Genomic DNA, 20,022 nt, shown 5'->3' on the forward strand with positions numbered 1-20,022 from the left:
CAGGGGTTTGGGGTATGAAACAGTCAGCGGCACAGGGTTCTGAAGATCCGATCCTGCAATGGGTTACCTTCAAGCTGGACAACGAAACCTATGGCATCAATGTGATGCAAGTGCAGGAAGTGCTGCGTTACACCGAAATCGCCCCGGTACCGGGTGCGCCTTCCTACGTGTTGGGTATTATCAACCTGCGCGGCAACGTAGTAACGGTCATAGACACGCGTCAGCGTTTTGGTCTGTACAACGCCGAAATCACCGATAACTCGCGCATCGTCATCATCGAAGCCGACAAGCAAGTGGTTGGGATTCTGGTCGATAGCGTGGCAGAGGTGGTGTATCTGCGTCAGTCCGAAATCGAAACGGCGCCTAACGTGGGCAATGACGAATCGGCCAAGTTTATCCAGGGTGTGTGCAACAAGAACGGCGAACTGCTGATTCTGGTTGAACTGGACAAAATGATGACCGAGGAAGAATGGTCGGATCTGGAGAACATCTGATTGATCCTTGAGGCGGCGGTAATCGTCCTGGGCCTGTTATGGGCCGTGACCCTGTGGCTGTTTGTCAGCCACGTGCGCCGTCAGCGGGTGCTTGTGGCGCAACAGGCTGCGGCCGATGAACAGCGAGACCGGCGCCTTCGGGAACTGGCGCGGCGCCTGGATACCTACCAGAACGGCAATGTGCAGATGGGCGAAGCCCTGCACGAATTGCGCGCCGTGGTTGCGCCGCTGCCCGAGAAGCTGACTCAGCTTGAGCAGCGTGACCCTACCAGCCTGTCGTTCAACCAGGCGGCGCGGCTGGTGAGCATGGGTGCCAGTGTCGATGAGCTGACCCAGGCATGCGGCCTGACCCAGGCTGAAGCCGAATTGATGAGCAAAATGTACAAGGGTTGAGTTGGGTGACTGACCGTAGCCGCTGAGGAGCGCAGCGAGCCTGCGCTCCTCAGCGGCTACAGATGACTGCCTGCAGTCTCCAGCAGCGCCCGCTGCAATACGTCTACCATCCGCAACCTTGGCCCTTGGGCAAGGCTGAGCAGCACAATTTCTCGGTCACAGCGCTTATCCCCGACCGGCTCAAGCACACAACTGCCGGTCCAGCGCTCAATTCCCGACCAGCATGGCACCAGACTCACCCCAAGGCCCTGTGCAGTGAGCAGGGCGATGGTTTCCAGTGCATCCAGATCGAGCAGGGCAGCGGGTGACAGGCTGTGATCCTGCAAATACTGCAGGGCATGGCGGCCGCCCCAGGCATCGGGGTCATACTGAATGTACGGGCAGTGTTGCAGGCGGGCGTCGATGCCTTGCGTGGAGGGTTCATTGGAAATAAACAGCAAAGGCTCCTTGCGCAGCACTACCACCTCGAAGTTTTTGCTCAGTGCAAAGGGCGGTGCGACCACTATCGCGGCATCCAGCTCATTGGCCTCCAGCGCCTGATACAGCGCGCGCGATGTGCCGGGCACTATGACCGGTTTCAGTTGCGGGGTTGAGCGGGTCAAGGCGCGCAAGGCCTGTGGCAGAAGCCCCGTGAGCACGGTTGAAATGGCGCCGATGCGCAAGGGGCCGGTCAGGCCCTGGCTATCGGCATCACCTGCCAGCAGCGCCACTTCATTGACGATGGCACGTGCCCGGGGCAGTAAATCCAGGCAGGCCAGGCTGGGTTTGGCCTCATGCCCGATGCGCACCAGAAGCTCCAGCCCGAGCTGGCGCTCAAGGGCCAGAATGCGCTGGCTGACGGCGGCGGCAGTGAGGTTTTCCAGGCGTGCTGCCCTGGCAATCGAGCCGCAATCCACCACGGCGATCAGGCTTTTGAGGTAGCGCGTATCCATAAGAATTTCTTTCTTTCACGGATAAAATAACAGGTTAGTTCTATTGAAGACGGCAATGCATCATTGGCGCAAGGGCCATCTGGCCTGTTCCGGTTTCAGGAGGTCACTGTGCAATCGCTTTTTCATTTCGCCTATCACGTTCACGACCTGGTCTCGGCGCGGCGCTTTTATTGCGACGTGCTGGGCTGTGCTGAGGGCCGCAGCACGGAGAGCTGGGTAGATATCGACTTTTTCGGCCATCAGTTGTCGTTGCATCTGGGCGAGCCGTTTTCCGTTAGCAATACCGGGAAAGTCGGCGAGCACCGGGTGCCCATGCCGCATTTTGGCGTGGTACTGGCCATGCCCGACTGGCACGCTCTCAAAAAACGCCTGCTGAGCCGTGACGTACAATTTGTACTGGAGCCGACCCTGCGCTTTGCCGGGACAGCGGGGGAGCAGGCGACGATGTTTTTCCTCGACCCCTCGGGCAATCCCATTGAGATCAAGGGTTTTGCCGATTGGGCAGCGGTATATGCCGTGTAACACAGCCATAATCCGAGGTTAAACATCACATGAGCTTTCTTGACACTGCAGATGCCTGCGCGATCGCCGAACACGTACGCAAGGCGCTGCTTGGCCCCGGGCAGGTGGCTGAGCATTTTCTGGCGCAAACCAATGCCCGCGAACCTGCAATCCAGGCGTTTGCCGCGCTCGATGCGCAGTGCGTACGTAAACAGGCGCTGTGCCTAGGCAGCCCGCAGATCAATGGTTTATTGGCCGGTGTGCCGGTGGGGGTCAAGGACATCATTGATACCGGCGACCATCCGACTGCATTTTACTCGCCGATCTACGCCCACAACCGGCCCTCGCGGGATGCCCATGTGGTTGCGCTGCTGCGTCAGGCCGGGGCGGTGATCATGGGTAAAACCCATACCACTGAATTTGCCTATATGCACACGGGGCCGACGCGTAATCCCCATGACCTGCAGAGGACGCCGGGCAGCTCCAGTGCCGGCTCTGCTGCGGGCATGGCCGCGGGCTTTTTCCCCCTTGCCCTGGGCACGCAAACGGCGGGCTCGCTGCTTAAGCCTGCATCCTATTGCGGGTTGTATGCCTTCAAGCCGTCCCATGGGCTGGTTTCCCTGGAAGGGGTCAAGCCCCTGGCGCCGAGCTTCGACACCCTGGGCTGGTATGGCCGTTCGGTTCGCGACCTGGCGCTGCTCGCCCGGGTACTGGTGCCCGGCTTGCCGCAAACGAACGGGGAGAATGGCGCCCGATCATTCGGGTTTTGTCGTACGTCGCGTTGGGATCAGATCGATCCTCCGGTGGCTAAGGCCTTGCTGGCAGCTATGGAACAATTGAAAACCGCAGGCCACAGCGTCACCGAGGTGATACTGGAGGACGAGTTTGCCAGTGTTTTCGATGATCATCAGTTGATCAATGACTGCGAGGGTGCCCGTTCACTGAGCAAGGAGTGGCAATCGAACCCCGAGCAACTGAGCCCGCAAGTGCTGGCCATGATTGATAGGGCGCGGGCCACCAGTTGGCAGCAGGAAACGGCAGCGAAGGCTCGGCTGGCGGCGTTGGCGCCGGTGTTGAAGGAGCATTTCGAAGCCTTTGACGCGATGCTGGGTGCCACCTGCGGCATGGTTGCGCCACTGGGGTTGCAGAGCACCGGGCCATCAGACTTCTGCAAGTTCTGGATGGCATTCGGCCTGCCCCAGCTCAATATTCCGATGCCCCGGGCGTCGGGGGAGCTGCCAGTGGGGCTGCAACTGATTGGCGGGTTTCGCCAGGACAGTAGGCTGCTCGAAGCGGCGCAGCAGGTGGATAGCGCCCTGCGCTCAACGCCCGGTCTGTAGCAGCTGCCGAAGGCGATAGAGCGTTCAACGGGGAGTGATGTCGCGTTCCTCCGGCTCGGTCTGGGGGGCAAAACCCTCTGGGAATTTACCTTTAAGCTGCCAGGCAAAGGCAATGATCTCTGCCAGTGTGCGGTACAGCTCTTGCGGGATGCTGTCACCCAATTCCATGCGCGCCAGTAATTTGACCAGCTCGGCATTTTCATAAATAGGCACTTCGTGTTCACGGGCCAGTGCCAGGATGGCTTCGGCCAGTTCGTCATCGCCCTTGGCGGTGAGGGTAGGGGCCTGTTTGCCGTCGTATTTGAGGGCAATCGCCTGGCGCGGTTCTGCAGGTGTATTCATGCGGTTTCATCGACCCAGCGTTGTTCCAGACGGGTATGGCCACTTTGCGGCGGGATGCCTTGATGGCAATCCAGATCGGTCACGCTCAACCCGGCTTCACTCAGGCGCTGACGCAAGTTGCCCAGCTGACTTTCGATCAGGCGGGCGGTGTATGCCTGTTCGGCCCAGAGCTGGCCCGACAGGTTGCCCCGCAACAGCTGCGCCTGCACATGCAGCGGGCCCAGGGGGGCGAGGTCGAAGGCCAGCTCCACGCGCCATAGTTGATCCTTGATCTCCCGGGATTCGGTTTTGTCTTGCGCTTGTTTTTCCGGCGGATCTTCACGCTGGAACTTGACCTGCAAAGGTACGATGTCGTGAGCATTGCGCATGGGGATTTCCAGTTGCCAGGTGGTCAGTACACCACCCTCGGCCGTGCGCCCACTCTGTTCCAGGCTGGACAGCTGATGGCTTTGCAGCCGCGAGACAGCTGCTGCTGCCAGTTTCAGCAAGTTCTCCAGGCTGTCTTCACCTTCACCGTTCTGCAGCAAGCGCTGGGGCAAGGGGAAGCCGCCGGGCTGTGGTTTGGCGCTGACCTGGCCGAGCATGCCCAGGGCATTACGCACAAAAGTCGGCAAGGCCTGGGCCTGGGTGCTGGCAGCCATGCCGGGGTTGAAGCTGGTGCTTGACGGCAGACCGGGCAGGATCTGCGCAATAAGGCGCAGCAAGGTAGCTTTCATGTCAGGGGCCTGTGCCGGGGTTTGCCCGGTCAGCAGTCGGGCCTCCAGAAATGCCCCGCTGTTGAGCAGGGCATCACCCAGGCCTTTGGCGTTGCTCAGTTGGTAGGGCGTAGGCAAACCGGCTAATAGTTTGTCGATGGATGCACGCAGCTCAGCAGGCATGTCGGCTGTGGCCGGCAGTTTTTGCAGGGCGTTGAAAAGGCCCTCCAACGAGCCTTGCCGGCTCTGTTGTGTTGCCAGTTGTTGCGCCACAGCCAGTTGTTCCTGGCGCCCGCTCAGCGGCACAAACTCGAGGCTCTGCGGGCCGTCCACACGGGCGCTAAGCAAGCTGCCGATACGCAAGGGCAGCGGGCTGTCCAGGGTCAGGGTCGTGCCGCTCAGTGCGCTGTTGAGCAAGGTCACCAGTGACCGATAAACCGTCGGTTGCCCTGCGGGCTGCGCCAGGGCCTGAGTGGTCAGTACCTTGCCTTGCAGCAGCGTGCCCACTGGCAACTGTCGGGTATCGAGGCGGGTGAGAGTGGCGACGCTGCTGCTCAGGGCCTGTTGCAGGCTGATCGCAAGGTTTCCCGCAGAAGGCTGGGTCACGGCCAGTTGGGTGCCCAGCGGCAAGGGAAAATTGCTGCTGGCCTGCACGTTGGTTTCGCGGCCACTGGCCAGGGTCAACTTGAGCAAAAGCTGGAAGCTCAGATCGTTTTGCTTGAGTGACAGCACCTCGGCCTGGGCACTTTGGCCGGGCTTTATCAGGCCCTCTGCGGGCTGCAGCAACTTGAGCACTTCACCGCCCACAAGCCCCTGACGCACACTGCTGGGGGCGGGTTGTGGGATGGGTGGAATATTCATGTCGCCTTTCATCGTAACAACCTGTCGAAATTGCCCTCTTTAGCGTAGGACATGGCATGTATAATGCTGCCCCGTCGTTCAGAGCGCCTAAAAAACATAACAATTGTTTGATCCAGCTCTCTGATTCAGGCCGCAAATGCATTTATCCTGCATCACTTTAACGGCCATGCCTGCGCCGACTTGAACCGTGAAGGCCTCAATTACGTGACCAGCCCTCTTTTAGAAGCCGTAGCGCTCGCTTGTGAGCGTGACTGGCGGATGCTGTTCGAACACCTCGAATTGCGTCTGAGCAGCGGCGACATGCTGCAAATCAGCGGCCCCAACGGCAGCGGCAAAACCAGCCTGCTGCGCTTGTTGGCGGGCCTGATGCAGCCAACGGCTGGCGAAGTACGGCTTAACGGTATGGCCCTGAGCGCCCAACGTCATGAATTGACCAGCAATTTGCTGTGGATCGGCCATGCGGCGGGAATCAAGGATTTGCTCACGGCCGAAGAAAACCTCAGCTGGCTGTGCGCCTTGCATCGCCAGGCAACCCGTGATGCCATCTGGGCTGCGTTGCATGAGGTCGGCTTGCAGGGTTTTGAGGATGTGCCGTGCCACACCTTGTCGGCAGGGCAGCAGCGCCGTGTGGCGCTGGCCCGCCTGTATCTGGACAGCCCGCCGTTGTGGATTCTCGATGAGCCGTTTACCGCGCTCGATAAACAGGGCGTGGCGCAACTCGAAGAACACCTGGCCCGCCACTGTGAAAGCGGCGGCATGGTGGTGCTCACCACGCACCATACCTTGACCCGGATGCCAGCCGGTTACCGCAATATCGACCTGGGGCAGTGGGCTGTATGAGTGTGTTTGCCGTGTTGGTGGCGCGCGAAGCGCGTTTGCTGTTCCGTCGCCCGGCCGAATTGGCCAACCCGTTGGTGTTCTTCGCGATTGTCATCGCAATGTTTCCGCTGGCCGTTGGCCCGGAGACGAAATTGTTGCAAACCTTGTCTCCAGGACTGCTGTGGGTCGCGGCCCTTTTAGCGGTTTTACTCTCGCTGGACGGGCTTTTCCGCAGTGATTTCGAGGACGGATCGCTTGAGCAGTGGGTCCTTTCGTCGCACCCCCTGCCTCTACTGGTACTGGCCAAGGTGCTGGCACACTGGGCGTTTTCCGGTCTGGCGCTGGTGATCCTGTCACCCCTGCTGGCCCTGATGCTCGGGCTGCCGGTGGCGTGCCTGCCGGTGTTGCTGATGTCGTTGCTGCTGGGGACGCCAGTGTTGAGCCTGCTTGGTGCCGTGGGCGCTGCCCTGACCGTGGGCCTCAAGCGCGGCGGCTTGCTACTGGCGCTATTGATTCTGCCTTTATATATCCCGGTATTGATCCTTGGTAGTGGCGCCCTGCAGGCGGCATTGCAAGGCATGCCTGCAACCGGTTATTTGCTCTGGCTTGGTAGCCTGACCGCCCTGGCTGTAACCCTGACACCTTTTGCAATAGCTGCCGGCCTGAAAATCAGCGTCGGCGAATAATGAGGTCTGGCCTGCGTGGGCCAGTAAAGACCCTGGCTGGCATGACAGCACACCTGTCGTGACCGGCACCGTGATGGAAGCAGCGTGATGAACTGGACTTGGTTTCACAAACTCGGCTCGCCCAAATGGTTCTATGCCATCAGTGGGCGGCTGTTGCCGTGGTTAAGCATTGCCGCCGTGTTGCTGATCACCTGCGGGGTGATCTGGGGCCTGGCCTTTGCACCGCCGGACTACCAGCAGGGCAACAGCTTCCGCATCATCTATATCCATGTTCCTGCGGCCATGCTGGCGCAATTCTGCTACGTGATGCTGGCGGTGTGCGGTGTGGTAGGGCTGGTGTGGAAGATGAAAATCGCCGACGTGGCCCTGCAATCCGCCGCACCCATTGGCGCCTGGATGACAGCCGTGGCGCTGGTCACCGGTGCGGTGTGGGGCAAGCCGACCTGGGGCTCGTGGTGGGTCTGGGATGCGCGTCTGACCTCGATGCTGATTCTGCTGTTTCTGTATTTCGGCCTGATTGCCCTGGGCAACGCCATCACCAATCGCGACAGTGCGGCCAAGGCCTGCGCGGTGCTGGCGATTGTGGGCGTGATCAATATTCCGATCATCAAGTACTCGGTGGAGTGGTGGAACACCCTGCACCAGGGCGCGACCTTCACCCTGACCGAAAAACCGGCCATGCCCATGGAAATGTGGATGCCGCTGTTGCTCACGGTGCTGGGCTTTTATTGCTTCTTTGGCGCGGTGCTGCTGTTGCGCATGCGTCTTGAGGTGCTCAAGCGCGAGGCCCGCAGCACCTGGGTCAAGGCTGAGGTGTTGAAGGCTCTGGAGGGTGCGCGATGAGTTTTGCTTCTTTTGGCGACTTTCTCGCCATGGGCCATCACGGGGTATATGTCTGGTCGGCCTATGGCATTTGCCTGGCGGTGCTGGGGTTGAACGTGGCACTGCCAATCATGGCGCGCCGGCGTTATCTGCAACAAGAGGCGCGTCGTTTGCGTCGGGAGAATTCGAAGTGAATCCGCTGCGCAAAAAACGCTTGATCATCATCCTGGCGATTCTGGTAGGGGTCGGCGCTGCCGTGGCCCTGGCCCTGAGCGCCTTGCAGCAGAACATCAACCTGTTTTACACCCCGACCCAGATCGCCAATGGCGAAGCGCCATTGGATACCCGGATCCGTGCCGGTGGCATGGTCGAGGACGGTTCGCTCAAGCGTTCAGGTGACTCGCTGGACGTGCAGTTTGTGGTCACCGATTTCAACAAATCGGTGACCATCCAGTATCGCGGTATCCTCCCGGACCTGTTCCGTGAAGGGCAGGGCATCGTCGCGCTGGGCAAGCTCAATGCCCAGGGTGTGGTGGTGGCTGATGAAGTGCTGGCCAAACACGACGAAAAATACATGCCGCCCGAAGTGACCAAGGCGCTGAACGAAAGTGGCCAATCCGCGCCTGTGCCTGCAAGTGAGGGTAAGTACTGATGTCTGGACTCTATATTCCCGAATTGGGCCATCTGGCCATGATTCTGGCCCTGTGCTTTGCCATTGTGCAGGCCATCGTGCCGCTGCTGGGCGCCTGGCGCGGCGACAAATTGTGGATGAGCCTGGCGCAACCCGCTGCCTGGGGGCAATTTGCCTTTTTGTTGTTCTCCTTTGCCTGCCTGACCTATGCCTTTATGGCCGATGACTTTTCGGTGGCGTACGTAGCCAGCAACTCGAACAGCGCGTTGCCCTGGTACTTCAAGTTCAGCGCGGTGTGGGGTGCCCACGAAGGCTCGCTGCTGTTGTGGGCGATGATCCTCGGTGGCTGGACCTTTGCCGTGTCGATCTTCTCGCGGCAGCTGCCACAAGTGATGCTGGCGCGTGTGCTGGCGATCATGGGCATGATCAGTGTCGGCTTCCTGCTGTTTTTGATCCTGACCTCAGATCCTTTCGTGCGCTTGCTGCCGCAGATTCCTTCGGATGGCAACGACCTTAACCCGCTACTGCAGGACATTGGCCTGATTGTTCACCCGCCAATGCTGTACATGGGCTATGTCGGTTTCTCCGTGGCTTTTGCCTTTGCCATTGCTGCCTTGCTCGGCGGTCGGCTGGACGCAGCCTGGGCGCGCTGGTCGCGTCCATGGACCATCGTGGCATGGGCCTTCCTCGGCATCGGCATCACCCTGGGTTCATGGTGGGCTTATTACGAGCTTGGCTGGGGCGGCTGGTGGTTCTGGGATCCGGTAGAAAATGCTTCGTTCATGCCATGGTTGGTGGGTACGGCGCTGATTCACTCGCTGGCCGTGACCGAAAAACGTGGTGTGTTCAAGAGCTGGACCGTACTGCTGGCGATAGCTGCGTTTTCCCTGAGCCTGCTGGGTACGTTCCTGGTGCGTTCCGGCGTGTTGACCTCGGTGCATGCGTTCGCTTCCGACCCAGAGCGCGGCGTATTCATCCTGATCTTCCTGCTGTTTGTGGTCGGCGGTTCGCTGACCCTGTTTGCCCTGCGTGCGCCAGTGGTGAAAAGCCATGTCAGCTTCAAGCTGTGGTCCCGTGAGACCCTGCTGTTGGGCAACAACCTGATCCTGGTGGTGGCCGCGTCGATGATTCTGCTCGGCACCCTGTACCCACTGATTCTGGATGCCATCAGTGGCGCCAAGATGTCGGTGGGCCCGCCGTACTTCAACGCCCTGTTTATCCCGCTCATGGCTTTGCTGATGGTGGTGATGGCCGTCGGTGTGCTGGTGCGCTGGAAAGACACTCCGGTCAAATGGTTGTTGGGCATGCTCACCCCCGTACTGCTGGGCAGCGCCGCGCTGTCGGCAATTGCCGGAGTGGCCTATGGCGACTTCAACTGGGCGGTGCTGACCACCTTTATGCTGGCGGCCTGGGTGCTGCTGGCCGGGGTGCGTAACATCGGTGACAAAACCCGTCACAAGGGCCTGATCAAAGGCGTGCGCAGCCTGACCCGCAGCTACTGGGGCATGCAGATTGCCCACCTGGGTATCGCCGTGTGTGCGCTGGGGGTGGTGTTGTCGAGCCAGCACAGTGCCGAGCGCGACTTGCGCCTGGCACCGGGCGAGTCGATGGAGCTGGGCGGTTATCACTTTATTTTTGAAGGCGCCAAGCACTTCCAGGGTCCGAACTTTACGTCTGACAAAGGTACCGTGCGTGTCATCCGCAATGGCAAGGAAGTCAGCGTACTGCACCCGGAAAAACGCCTCTACACGGTGCAGAACTCGATGATGACCGAAGCCGGGATCGACGCCGGTTTCACCCGTGACCTCTATGTGGCGCTGGGTGAGCCCCTGGACAACGGCGCTTGGGCCGTGCGGGTGCATGTGAAACCGTTTGTGCGCTGGATCTGGTTTGGCGGTCTGCTCACAGGCTTTGGTGGATTGCTGGCAGCGATGGATCGTCGCTACCGGGTCAAGGTTAAAAGCCGCGTGCGTGAAGCATTGGGCATGACAGGAGCCACGGCATGAGACGTTGGTTGATGCTGGTCCCGCTGGCCGTTTTTCTCGGTATGGCGTGGTTTCTCTACCGGGGCTTGTATCTGGACCCGACCGAGCTGCCGTCGGCGATGATCGACAAGCCGTTCCCGGCCTTCAGCCTGCCTTCGGTGGAGGGGGACAAAACCCTCACCGAAGCTGACCTCAAGGGCAAGCCTGCGCTGGTCAACGTGTGGGCCACCTGGTGCATTTCATGCCGGGTCGAGCACCCGGTGCTGACCAAACTGGCCGATCAGGGTGTACTGATCTACGGCGTGAACTACAAAGACGTCAACGAAGATGCGAAGAAGTGGCTTAAGGATTTCCACAACCCTTATCAGCTGGACATCAACGACGCAGACGGCTCCCTGGGCCTGAATCTGGGCGTGTACGGCGCTCCTGAGACATTCCTGATCGACAGCAAGGGCATCATCCGCCACAAGTTTGTCGGCGTGATCGACGAGACCGTGTGGCGCGAGCAGCTTGCGGGTAAATATCAGGCACTGGTTGACGAGGCCAAACCATGAAGCGCTGGCTAGCCGCCGTGGTTTTCGGTTTGACCCTGACCGGGGTTGCCCATGCCGCCATCGATACCTACGAGTTTGCCAACGACGCCGAGCGCGACCGTTTTCGTGAGCTGACCAAGGAACTGCGCTGCCCCAAGTGTCAGAACCAGGACATCGCCGACTCCAACGCCCCTATTGCCACCGACCTGCGCCGCGAGATCTATCGCATGCTCGGTGAAGGCAAGGACAACCAGCAGATCCTCGATTTCATGGTCGCCCGCTACGGCGATTTCGTGCTCTATAAACCGGCCCTGACCGGCAAGACCGCAGTGCTCTGGTTTGGCCCGCTGGCCCTGCTGGTGGGCGGTCTGGTGGTGATTGGCGTCATCGTCGGGCGCCGTCGACGTACAGAGCAGGTTGAAGGCTCGGACACACTTTCTGCCGAGGAGCGCAAGCGCCTCGACACTTTGCTGGATAAAACCAAAGATGATTGATTTCTGGCTCGCAGCAGGCTTGCTGCTACTGATAGCCCTCAGCTTTTTATTGATCCCGGTATTGCGCGGGCGCCGTGCCCAGCGCGAAGAAGACCGTACCGCTTTGAACGTTGCCTTGTATCAAGAGCGGGTGGCCGAGTTGCAAGCCCAGCGCGAAGAGGGCGTGTTGACCGCTGAACAGTTCGAAACCGGCCGCGCCGAAGCGGCCCGCGAATTGCTCGCGGACACCGAAGGTGTGGCGCCGGGGCGGGTGTCCAGTCTGGGCAAGGCCATTCCGTTGTTGGCCGCAGTGCTGGTGCCGGTACTGGGCTTGAGCCTGTACCTGCATTTTGGTTCCAGCGACAAGGTCGAACTGACCCGCGAGTTCTCCCAGCCGCCGCAATCCCTTGAAGAAATGGTCGCGCGCCTTGAGCGTGCCGCGGCTGCGCAACCTGACTCGGCCGAAGGCCTGTACTTCCTGGGCCGTGCCTATATGGCACAAAACCGTCCTGCGGATGCGGCCAGGGTGTTCGAACGCGCGGCCAACCTGGCCGGTCGTCAGCCCGAGTTGCTGGGCCAGTGGGCGCAGGCGCAGTACTTTGCCGACGATAAAAAGTGGAGCGACAAAATCCAGGCGCTGACCGATGAAGCCTTGAAGGCCGACCCGAAGGAAGTCACCAGCCTGGGCCTGCTGGGCATCGCCGCCTTCGAGGACCAGCGCTTCGAACAGGCCATTGGCTACTGGCAACGGTTGATGACCGAACTGCCTGAAGGCGACGCCTCCCGTGCGGCGCTGGAAGGGGGTATTGCAAAGGCCCGTGAGCAACTGCAGGCCAGCGGTGGCAAGGTTGAAACTGCACCTGTGGCCAAGGCGATGGCCTCGATCAAGGTCAACGTGGATCTGGCCGATGCGGTCAAGGCCAGTGCCTTGCCGGGTGACAGCGTGTTTATCTTTGCCCGTGCGGTCTCCGGCCCGCCGGCACCGTTGGCGGTCAAGCGCGTGACTGTGGCGGACCTGCCGATCACGGTTGAGCTGGGCGATGTCGACGCAATGATGCCGCAATTGAAACTGTCCAACTTTCCTGAAGTCCAATTAATGGCACGCATCTCCCGTGCTGGCCAGCCAACAGCAGGCGAGTGGGTAGGGCGCAGCCAGCCGCTGTCTAGCAGCACTCGGGAGCTGCAACAACTGACCATCGACAGCCCGGATAAATAAATGCCCCGAATGTGGCAGCGGGCTTGCTCGCGATGCAGACGACGCGGTCCTCCAGTGAATCCGCATTGATTGAATCGCGAGCAAGTCCGCTGCCACAGGGGGTCTTAGCTGACTTACAAGAGAAGCCGCCATGGCCGTATTCGCCCGTATTACCTTGCTCGCGCTAGCTCTAGGCCTGAGCGCCTGTGCGGTTCAACAGCCTTACGAACCGCCTGCGCCAACAACGCCGATGCCGCAGCCGACACCCCAGCCCTCGGGCAAGCCCCTGCCGGACATGCCGATTCCCAAGGCGCCAAAACCGTTGCCGCGCACCTCGGCGACCTTTGCGCCGCCGCCGGGCGGGCCTAGCCACTGGGATGCGCGTCTGGGCGTGTATGTGCTGGATAACCAGACCAACGTCTTCTACCGCCAGCGCGCCTACTACCGCTGGGACAACGGCTGGAGCCGCGCGGTGAGCCCCAACGGGCCGTGGGAAGAGACCGATATCAGCGGCGTACCGCCGGGGTTGAGTCGGCAGTTCAAGTAAAGCCAAGCGGCGACCTTCGGGTCGCCGTTTTTTCTATATCAATACCGCGTACTACTCGCCAGCCACCTCTGGCGCCGAATCGACCTGTGGCGTTGAAAGCCCGTTTGTCCGTGCATAGCCCCTGTTATTCGCCAGCAAGTTCTTTACCCTGTTTTTGTTTCTCTTCGGTACCGGTTTGCGGCTGTCTCCTCGATACTTGCAACAGCTCAATGAGCGTTATTTTTTTTCTACGGTATTTGCGCCGGGCCGTTGCGCTGTATGTTCTGGGGCGCTGCACAAACTGGTCTGGCCGAGCCTTATCATCGTAGGCTATGTGACGATCAGTCTTTAGATGATGGCGCTGTATCTGGTGTCGTTCAATCAGCTCAAGCTGGTGCTTGGCACATAGTTTGTGGCATCGGTTGACATGCTGGTTTTTACTGCAGGCAGAGGAGTTATGGCGCTTTTTGGCAGGGCTTACCTACAAGTTGCTGCCTTTTCTGGCGGGCATGTATGTCGTGCGCGCCAACGGTTTCGAGTGGTTGGACCGACACCCCCCCCTTCGGGGTAGCACTATATCAATTGGTTTCTGGGTGGATTGTTTGTTGCATTGCAGGGTATGGAGGCGTCGTAGCGCTCGGTGCAACTTGTTCCCAGGTGGTCACCTTTGTCAGGCTCACCATTTATCCACTGGCGAGCAGTTACTTTCTAATTCTTCTCCGGATATATGGTAATAGCCGTTTTTATTGGCTATCGGCCGCACTGGCGCTTCTTGGCCGATGGGGCCGTTTGAGTGGCTTGTCAGCCGGGTGACCTAAAGCGCTGATCACGCTGCGGACACCGCATCTCCGATGCCTTTGTTTGCACCGGTGGCAAAGACCTGCTCACTTTCATCCGTGCGCAGGTGGTGCATGAGAAGCCAACAAATTCTACCGTCAACGAGCCTACTACCACTGGGGTAAGGGCTGGAACTGCGCAGTAAGCCCTACGCCCCGTAGAAATCTACCGTTGTCAGCGGCGTACCGCTGGGGTTGAGTTGGCAGTCCTAGTGGCATAAGGCGGCGACCTTTGGGGTTCCGATTTTGTCTGTGTTTACGGTTTGGAGAGAAGCGCCGTATTCATAAGCCACGCTATAAAAAGTTGGGAGGCATAACTGTGGCCGGTTCTGGTAATAAAATGTAAAGGGTGTATGCCCTGGTAGCTGCTGCGGAACTTTATTGGTTTATTTGAGATATTTCTTTCCTGAAATAGGAGGCGTATTACGCTGTGTGTAGGTGTTATCTGAAAATCATGTTTTTTATTTGTGTGTATGTTTGGTTTCTACTAGATTTGGAATTAGTAGGTGGCTGGTGAAGTGTTATTTTTAATGTTGATAGAGCGGTTGTGGTGGTTAAGGTTGTCTTGGTTGATGTGGGTAGGATGATGTTGTCTATTAAGTTATTCTATAGTTTTACTTCGCGCGGCCTGTGTGGGTCATAGTGCTAATGAAAAAGCGAAGTTGCTTTCTGTGTATTAGTAAGAAGTTATGAGTGATGTGAAATTCCCTGCATTTTGTTGTTAATTTAATGCTCTTCGGGTAGTTTTTTGCGCGGGGAGGGCGGGTTTGTTGTAGGCGATCAACGTCGGTGAGACTTTTGGCTTAACTAATTTGATAGTGGATGAGCCAAGATCTGCCTGGGTTTGGAGTTTGTCTATTTTGTCGCCTTGTTCGAAAGTTCCAGCTTGAATCAGCACATGCCAGCGCAGCGTAGGGAAAGTTAATGCTAAGTGTCGAGAGGCAGGAGATTGTATGTGGCGTGTAATGTTTGGTGGTTAGCCTGGGCGCGTGAAGCATAATAACTTGTAAAGAAAAATTATTATTAGTGTTTGATCCTTCAGTGCTAGTAATATAGATGATATGGGGTGTGTAATGCCATGAAAAATAAGTCCGTAAAAGTTAGAGGCTTTTGGTTTGCGACCATTATCGTAATAGTGGCGGCAGGGTTTAATTTTACGGCCCACGCGCGTTCAGGGCTAGAATACTCTACACCTATTGATAACCTGCCGAGACATTTTGACAACAAGAGTGCGCTAGATGAGGATTCAATCGATCCACATACAGGGAATTTGAAAGTTCATCAGGTGGACCTTTCAATTCCTGGGCCTAAAGGGCTAGATATAACGGTTCGTCGAACATACGACTTATTTAATTTGTCTGCAGGGTTGCGTGCTACTTTCAAGCGGAGCTATGAGTGGGCGGCACTTGGGCCTGGCTGGAAAATTGCGGTAGCACCCAAGATATATTTGCCTTTGCAGCCAGGGCCTAATGTTAATAGGTCTGGAGGGAGTGGTAGATATCCGGAAAATGCGCTGACTAACTTATGTGCAGGCAAAGGCCTACCCTGGTCATTAACTAAATACTCCGAATTTATGCTGGAACAGAGTGATGGTTCAACAGCTTCTTTTTTTTGGTCTGCTCCTTACGAAGCAAGGACCCAAGATAACTGGAAACTTCGCTGTGACGCACAAAACCTCATGCTGTATTCCCCGTCCGGCATCGCTTATGACATGGGGGATTTTGTTCGTGATCGAAGAGTAAGCTATTTTTTTGTAGTTCCATTCGTGGTAATGGGGCCGCACGCCCCAATGGCGAAAAGACCTCCTGCGACATCTCATATGTATTTTCAAGCTAAGAAAGCTACGGATGCATATGGAAACTGGATATCATATACATACAAAGAAATTGGTATGCCTACTCCATATTTCGCTATCCCTGGTAACTCTAACCTGCCTAATGGTTATGGTGGGGTGGGAGACAGAATAGGTGAATTAATGAGTACTGTTTTGTTGTCTGTCAAAAGTAGTGATAATAGAGTTTTAAACTTTAACTATTATGCAGATACAAACAGGCTCAAGTCTGTGGTTGATGGTGTTGGGCGTACTGTCACATATGTATATAAGGCGGGAGATGCCCGAAATTCTATATTATTAAGTCGGGTTATTAATGCGGTAGGTGACTCTTGGAGGTATACCTATGGTTCTGGGTTGTTTCAAGAATATCCTTTCAATGGTGCAGCTATGGTCACTACTCCTTTGGATAATGCTACTCTATCCGCTCGGAAGTTGATCGGGATTCAGAGGCCTAGGGATGCTCCGATCAACTTGTCGTGCAGCCGCGGCAAGTTGCAATTTTCCAGGCACCTACAGCGTCATTGGACGAAAAGTGACCGAAAAATCATGTACGGAGAGCTTTTTCGACCGGTTCTCCGTGTTAAACGCGAACCTCACCCATACCCATGAGCTGTTTTCGAACCCTCCACAGGTTTGCCAGGGCGAACAGCGTGGTCAACTGAGCCGTGTTTTTCATCAGCCCACGAAAACGTACTTTCACGTAACCAAACTGCCGCTTGATCACGCGAAACGGATGCTCGACCTTGGCCCGTGTCTGAGCCTTGCAGAACTCGATCTTGCGCTTGGCTTTGTACAGTACGCTGCGCTGGTTCAGCTTGGAATAGGTGCTGCGACGCGCTGCAATCTGCCAGATCACCCCCCGATTTTCATGCTCTTCGCGCCTTTCGACACCGGTGTAACCGGCATCTGCATACACGGCGTTTTCTTCGCCATGCAGCAGTTCAGCCACCTGCGTGACATCGGCCACATTGGCAGCGGTGCCATGGACGTGATGCACCAGGCCGGACTCGACATCGGCACCGATGTGCGCCTTCATCCCGAAGAAATACTGACCGCCTTTCTTGGTCTGGTGCATCTCGGGATCACGCTTGCCTTCTTTATTCTTGGTCGAGCTGGGGGCATGAATAATGGTGGCATCGACGATGGTGCCTTGGCGCAGCGACAGGCCTTTTTCCTGCAGATAACCATTGATGACCGCAAGGATTGCCGGTGCGAGCTGATGCTTCTCCAGCAAGTGCCGGAAGTTCATGATCGTGGTGTCTTCGGGGATTGGCGCGCTCAGCGTCAGGCGTGCGAACTGGCGCATGGGCGTGATTTCGTAGAGCGCTTCTTCCATGGCCGGGTCGCTCAGGGAGAACCAGTTCTGCAACAGATGGATGCGCAGCATGGTTTCCAGAGGATAGGGTTTTCTACCGCCGCCGGCCTTGGGGTAGAACGGTTCGATCAGCTCCAGCAGGCCTGCCCAGGGCACCACCTGATCCATTTCGGCGAGGAAGCGCTCTCGGCGGGTTTGCTTGCGCTTGCCGGCGTACTCAAAGTCGGAAAAGCTCATCTGGCTCATGGGCGGCTCGGATCAGGTGTTGCGGGGATTCTCGCATAACTGAAGGCTTGTTCGGAGATTCCCTAGTGGGGGGGTGACTTCATATACATATACCTATAGTAATTTGTGGCGTTACCGCAATGCTGCCCCTTCAGGAGAATCACGCACAGAGCGCATTGCCAGTAAGACACTATCAACTGGCCAAACATGGTCATATCAATATGGCCGTGGCGGGTATGGAGGAACCGGGAGCTATGACACTACTGATGTTAGTGGGCCTGATGGAGTCACTCGCTATGAATATTATGGCCCCGGTTACCTAATGACAGCCTCCTATAGTCCAATACCAACAAATGGGTATTGGCTGATGGGGCGCCCTAAAAAAGTTACCTATCCAAATGGTGATACTGACGAATATAGCTGGGCTCAGAGATTACTCTCCATGCAAGCAATCGGCATGTGGGAATACGGTTCATCTCACGACACATATACATGGGCTGCTGATCTCAGTCAACTTAAGAGAACTAGAACTGGTGCTAATTATATTACTACTTTCTCAAAACATGATGCTTATGGGAATCCAGCGAAAATTACTGAGTCAGGCCCGAATGGCGGTGCGCGTACAACTGATCTGACTTGGTACAACGACACCTCAAGATGGGTGGTCGGTAAGCTAATGACCAAGACTGATGGATCTACATCTATCACTGCTAGTTATGACTATAATGGGCAAATTTCTAAAATTACGCGAGACGGCGTGTCACTTAGCTATACGTATGATTCTCTTGGAAATGTATCAAGTGAGACACTTCCTGAAAATGCTATCTATACATATACAAACTACAAGCTTGGTACTCCTCAGAATGAAGTGCAACCTGATTCAATAAGTGTTTCACGAATCGTAGATGATGTCGGGAATATAATATCCGAAACTGATGGCGAAGGTTTTACTACCAGATTTACTTATGATGCTATCAGTAGGGTAACTTCTGTTATACCTCCTGTCGGTGCCGCGACATATACATCATACACGCCAAGCAGCATGGTTCAGAGGCGAGGTCCTTTGGTTGTCACTAGCTTGCTCGACGGTTTTGGTCGGGTCATGAGCGAGACAAAAGGAGGTATTACTATAACTCGGCAATATGATGGTTATGGACGGCTCACTTTTGAATCAGACCCTGATGCGAGCACTGGAACAAAATATCAATACGACGCGCTAGGAAGAGTAGTTCGTCTTACTCATGCAGATAAAACGTCAAAAAGTACTGTCTACGGTGCTGGCACTCGTATAGTCACTGATGAACTAGGTAATGCGACTGGTTATAAATATCGGGGGTACGGTGATTCGAGGGAAATACACCTTATTGGAATATCTTTGCCAGAGAGCGCTGCTAATATATCGATTGCACGGGATGGTCGAGATCAGGTGGTATCAGTTTCATAAGGCGGTATCACCAGAAGTTATAGTTATAACTCCAATGGGTATTTAGCATCAACTTATAATCCTGAAGTCGGGCTGACTACTTATGGGCGTGATTTGGCTGGGCGAATGACTACAAGGAAAGTCGGTGCTTCGGGTGTGACTAACTATGCATATAACGGGCAAGGAAGATTGATTTCTATATCGTATCCTGAGGCAGTTGGTCCCATTATGATGGCCTATAATAAACAAAATAGACTTGTCTCCTCCATATCGCCTGGTGGACGTCGAGTAATGTCGTACGATGCTGTAGGGCGTCTTTTGATCGATACATTGACTTTAGATAGAAAGTCATTTCGGGTGCAATATGGCTATGACGAGAACGGAAATATAACTGAGGTAACATATCCAGTCTCTGGGCGAGTTCAGAGTTACACTGTAGATGTCCTCGGGCGGACAACTAGCATTGCAGGATTCGTAAATGATGTTCAATACTGGTCGTCTGGACAGTTGAAGAGTATTCGATATGCCAATGGAGTGACAAGCAGTTATGGACAGAATAGTCGTCTGTGGATGTCCAGTTTTAAAACTCAAAAATCAGCAAATTCAGAAGCCTATTTCAGTACGGCTTATACATATGACAGCGTAGGGAACCTCCTGAAGATTGAAGATGCTATAGATGGCCGTTTCGATCGCTACGACAAGCTTGGCAGATTGGTTGGTGCAGATGCGTATTGGGGCTCAGGAAAAATCTGTTACGACGGAGTCGGAAATATTGTCAGTCAAGTGTTTGGTCAATCGACTCTTTATTATTCATACGATAGTAGCAATAAGTTAGTCAGTACTACCGGTATGCGTGCTTCTAATTATAAATATGATGCATATGGGAATGTGGTGGATAGTCAAGAGTTCTCATATATATTTGATTGGGTATCTAATCTCATCTGTGTCAATTGTGATGATCCATCAAAAAAAATTGAATATAGTTACGATGGGTTGGGGCGTCGCTCATCGGTGTCGCGTTCGGGTGTTAAAACCTATGAGATGTATGATGGGGTTGATAAGCCAATAATAAACTTGAGTGGAGACAAATTAACTGAATTTATTTATCTGGGAAATTATCGTATAGCGCAAAAAGTAAGTCCGTGAATTGCCAGAAAGGCG

21 protein-coding genes are annotated in these 20,022 nt (G+C 56.0%); 17 read left to right on the forward strand and 4 right to left on the reverse strand.

Going from position 1 to position 20,022, the window contains the following annotated elements; translation table 11 throughout:
• Positions 1-14 precede the first annotated feature (14 nt).
• Together HBN79_RS07820 and HBN79_RS07825 are read left to right on the forward strand one after the other, a co-directional pair.
• Complete coding sequence (locus HBN79_RS07820) at positions 15-494, forward strand: chemotaxis protein CheW (RefSeq protein ID WP_016781537.1); 480 nt, start codon at positions 15-17, stop codon at positions 492-494.
• Entirely contained in the window at positions 495-887 is a 393-nt protein-coding gene (locus HBN79_RS07825) for a DUF2802 domain-containing protein (RefSeq protein WP_095002084.1), read from the forward strand. It begins immediately after the preceding gene.
• A gap of 56 nt (positions 888-943) precedes the next feature.
• Here the strand turns inward: HBN79_RS07825 and HBN79_RS07830 are convergent, their stop codons facing one another.
• Complete coding sequence (locus HBN79_RS07830; RefSeq protein ID WP_169916517.1) at positions 944-1,819, reverse strand: LysR substrate-binding domain-containing protein; 876 nt, start codon at positions 1,817-1,819, stop codon at positions 944-946.
• A 108-nt stretch (positions 1,820-1,927) separates the two neighbouring features.
• Here HBN79_RS07830 and HBN79_RS07835 point away from each other — a divergent pair, with 108 nt between their 5' ends.
• Together HBN79_RS07835 and HBN79_RS07840 are read left to right on the forward strand one after the other, a co-directional pair.
• Positions 1,928-2,341, forward strand: a complete 414-nt coding sequence (locus tag HBN79_RS07835; protein ID WP_169916518.1) for a VOC family protein — start codon at positions 1,928-1,930, stop codon at positions 2,339-2,341.
• A 29-nt stretch (positions 2,342-2,370) separates the two neighbouring features.
• Positions 2,371-3,660, forward strand: coding sequence for an amidase (locus HBN79_RS07840; RefSeq protein ID WP_153327653.1), 1,290 nt, complete (start codon positions 2,371-2,373; stop codon positions 3,658-3,660).
• Between the two features lie 24 nt (positions 3,661-3,684).
• Here HBN79_RS07840 and HBN79_RS07845 read toward each other — a convergent pair whose 3' ends face one another.
• Together HBN79_RS07845 and HBN79_RS07850 are read right to left on the reverse strand one after the other, a co-directional pair.
• Positions 3,685-4,002, reverse strand: coding sequence for an EscU/YscU/HrcU family type III secretion system export apparatus switch protein (locus tag HBN79_RS07845; protein ID WP_095002080.1), 318 nt, complete (start codon positions 4,000-4,002; stop codon positions 3,685-3,687).
• Entirely contained in the window at positions 3,999-5,570 is a 1,572-nt protein-coding gene (locus HBN79_RS07850) for a flagellar hook-length control protein FliK (RefSeq protein ID WP_095039467.1), read from the reverse strand. Before HBN79_RS07850 ends, HBN79_RS07845 begins: the two co-directional genes overlap by 4 nt.
• A gap of 192 nt (positions 5,571-5,762) precedes the next feature.
• Between HBN79_RS07850 and ccmA the strand changes: the two genes are divergently transcribed.
• From ccmA to HBN79_RS07905, 11 genes are all read left to right on the forward strand, one after another.
• On the forward strand, positions 5,763-6,398 hold the full coding sequence (gene ccmA, locus HBN79_RS07855) for a cytochrome c biogenesis heme-transporting ATPase CcmA (RefSeq protein ID WP_095039471.1): 636 nt from the start codon (positions 5,763-5,765) through the stop codon (positions 6,396-6,398).
• Positions 6,395-7,063 (forward strand): heme exporter protein CcmB, encoded by a 669-nt coding sequence (ccmB, locus tag HBN79_RS07860; protein WP_016781529.1) that lies wholly within the window; start codon positions 6,395-6,397, stop codon positions 7,061-7,063. Before ccmA ends, ccmB begins: the two co-directional genes overlap by 4 nt.
• Positions 7,064-7,147: 84 nt before the next feature.
• Positions 7,148-7,906, forward strand: coding sequence for a heme ABC transporter permease (locus HBN79_RS07865; protein WP_169916519.1), 759 nt, complete (start codon positions 7,148-7,150; stop codon positions 7,904-7,906).
• A complete protein-coding gene (ccmD, locus tag HBN79_RS07870) occupies positions 7,903-8,079 on the forward strand; it encodes a heme exporter protein CcmD (RefSeq protein WP_016781528.1) in 177 nt (58 codons plus the stop codon). Before HBN79_RS07865 ends, ccmD begins: the two co-directional genes overlap by 4 nt.
• The gene (ccmE, locus tag HBN79_RS07875; protein ID WP_016781527.1) at positions 8,076-8,537 is read left to right on the forward strand and encodes a cytochrome c maturation protein CcmE; all 462 of its coding nucleotides are present in this window, start codon (positions 8,076-8,078) and stop codon (positions 8,535-8,537) included. The genes ccmD and ccmE overlap by 4 nt, the downstream gene beginning before the upstream one ends.
• Positions 8,537-10,522 (forward strand): heme lyase CcmF/NrfE family subunit, encoded by a 1,986-nt coding sequence (locus HBN79_RS07880; protein ID WP_169916520.1) that lies wholly within the window; start codon positions 8,537-8,539, stop codon positions 10,520-10,522. The genes ccmE and HBN79_RS07880 overlap by 1 nt, the downstream gene beginning before the upstream one ends.
• Positions 10,519-11,055 (forward strand): DsbE family thiol:disulfide interchange protein, encoded by a 537-nt coding sequence (locus HBN79_RS07885; RefSeq protein ID WP_088377708.1) that lies wholly within the window; start codon positions 10,519-10,521, stop codon positions 11,053-11,055. The genes HBN79_RS07880 and HBN79_RS07885 overlap by 4 nt, the downstream gene beginning before the upstream one ends.
• The gene (locus HBN79_RS07890) at positions 11,052-11,528 is read left to right on the forward strand and encodes a cytochrome c-type biogenesis protein (RefSeq protein ID WP_095024377.1); all 477 of its coding nucleotides are present in this window, start codon (positions 11,052-11,054) and stop codon (positions 11,526-11,528) included. Before HBN79_RS07885 ends, HBN79_RS07890 begins: the two co-directional genes overlap by 4 nt.
• Complete coding sequence (gene ccmI / locus HBN79_RS07895) at positions 11,521-12,723, forward strand: c-type cytochrome biogenesis protein CcmI (RefSeq protein ID WP_095021431.1); 1,203 nt, start codon at positions 11,521-11,523, stop codon at positions 12,721-12,723. Before HBN79_RS07890 ends, ccmI begins: the two co-directional genes overlap by 8 nt.
• Positions 12,724-12,853: 130 nt before the next feature.
• On the forward strand, positions 12,854-13,249 hold the full coding sequence (locus tag HBN79_RS07900) for a hypothetical protein (RefSeq protein WP_095021432.1): 396 nt from the start codon (positions 12,854-12,856) through the stop codon (positions 13,247-13,249).
• A gap of 1,893 nt (positions 13,250-15,142) precedes the next feature.
• Complete coding sequence (locus HBN79_RS07905) at positions 15,143-16,507, forward strand: hypothetical protein (protein WP_169916521.1); 1,365 nt, start codon at positions 15,143-15,145, stop codon at positions 16,505-16,507.
• On the opposite strand, the gene HBN79_RS07910 is transcribed toward HBN79_RS07905, so the two are convergent.
• The gene (locus tag HBN79_RS07910) at positions 16,479-17,459 is read right to left on the reverse strand and encodes an IS5-like element ISPa41 family transposase (protein ID WP_014003920.1); all 981 of its coding nucleotides are present in this window, start codon (positions 17,457-17,459) and stop codon (positions 16,479-16,481) included. The genes HBN79_RS07905 and HBN79_RS07910 overlap by 29 nt on opposite strands.
• A gap of 73 nt (positions 17,460-17,532) precedes the next feature.
• Between HBN79_RS07910 and HBN79_RS24090 the strand changes: the two genes are divergently transcribed.
• Together HBN79_RS24090 and HBN79_RS07920 are read left to right on the forward strand one after the other, a co-directional pair.
• Positions 17,533-18,882: an RHS repeat domain-containing protein gene (locus HBN79_RS24090; protein WP_169916522.1), complete on the forward strand. Its 1,350-nt coding sequence runs from the start codon at positions 17,533-17,535 to the stop codon at positions 18,880-18,882.
• Between the two features lie 105 nt (positions 18,883-18,987).
• Positions 18,988-20,007 (forward strand): RHS repeat protein, encoded by a 1,020-nt coding sequence (locus HBN79_RS07920; RefSeq protein ID WP_169916523.1) that lies wholly within the window; start codon positions 18,988-18,990, stop codon positions 20,005-20,007.
• Positions 20,008-20,022: the final 15 nt, after the last annotated feature.

The sequence above is a fragment of the Pseudomonas sp. WS 5051 genome (assembly GCF_012985715.1).
In the GTDB taxonomy this organism is placed as follows: Bacteria; Pseudomonadota; Gammaproteobacteria; order Pseudomonadales; family Pseudomonadaceae; genus Aquipseudomonas; species Aquipseudomonas bubulae.

What these genes read in the sequence shown, in the direction of transcription:
- ccmB (WP_016781529.1), top strand. Translation starts at nt 6,395, where the DNA reads ATGAGTGTGTTTGCCGTGTTGGTGGCGCGCGAAGCGCGTTTGCTGTTC.
- HBN79_RS07830 (WP_169916517.1), bottom strand. Translation starts at nt 1,819, where the DNA reads ATGGATACGCGCTACCTCAAAAGCCTGATCGCCGTGGTGGATTGCGGC.
- HBN79_RS07880 (WP_169916520.1), top strand. Translation starts at nt 8,537, where the DNA reads ATGTCTGGACTCTATATTCCCGAATTGGGCCATCTGGCCATGATTCTG.
- HBN79_RS07890 (WP_095024377.1), top strand. Translation starts at nt 11,052, where the DNA reads ATGAAGCGCTGGCTAGCCGCCGTGGTTTTCGGTTTGACCCTGACCGGG.
- HBN79_RS07920 (WP_169916523.1), top strand. Translation starts at nt 18,988, where the DNA reads ATGACTACAAGGAAAGTCGGTGCTTCGGGTGTGACTAACTATGCATAT.
- HBN79_RS07820 (WP_016781537.1), top strand. Translation starts at nt 15, where the DNA reads ATGAAACAGTCAGCGGCACAGGGTTCTGAAGATCCGATCCTGCAATGG.
- HBN79_RS07840 (WP_153327653.1), top strand. Translation starts at nt 2,371, where the DNA reads ATGAGCTTTCTTGACACTGCAGATGCCTGCGCGATCGCCGAACACGTA.
- HBN79_RS07910 (WP_014003920.1), bottom strand. Translation starts at nt 17,459, where the DNA reads ATGAGCCAGATGAGCTTTTCCGACTTTGAGTACGCCGGCAAGCGCAAG.
- HBN79_RS07850 (WP_095039467.1), bottom strand. Translation starts at nt 5,570, where the DNA reads ATGAAAGGCGACATGAATATTCCACCCATCCCACAACCCGCCCCCAGC.
- ccmD (WP_016781528.1), top strand. Translation starts at nt 7,903, where the DNA reads ATGAGTTTTGCTTCTTTTGGCGACTTTCTCGCCATGGGCCATCACGGG.
- HBN79_RS07905 (WP_169916521.1), top strand. Translation starts at nt 15,143, where the DNA reads ATGAAAAATAAGTCCGTAAAAGTTAGAGGCTTTTGGTTTGCGACCATT.
- HBN79_RS07845 (WP_095002080.1), bottom strand. Translation starts at nt 4,002, where the DNA reads ATGAATACACCTGCAGAACCGCGCCAGGCGATTGCCCTCAAATACGAC.
- HBN79_RS07885 (WP_088377708.1), top strand. Translation starts at nt 10,519, where the DNA reads ATGAGACGTTGGTTGATGCTGGTCCCGCTGGCCGTTTTTCTCGGTATG.
- HBN79_RS07900 (WP_095021432.1), top strand. Translation starts at nt 12,854, where the DNA reads ATGGCCGTATTCGCCCGTATTACCTTGCTCGCGCTAGCTCTAGGCCTG.
- ccmI (WP_095021431.1), top strand. Translation starts at nt 11,521, where the DNA reads ATGATTGATTTCTGGCTCGCAGCAGGCTTGCTGCTACTGATAGCCCTC.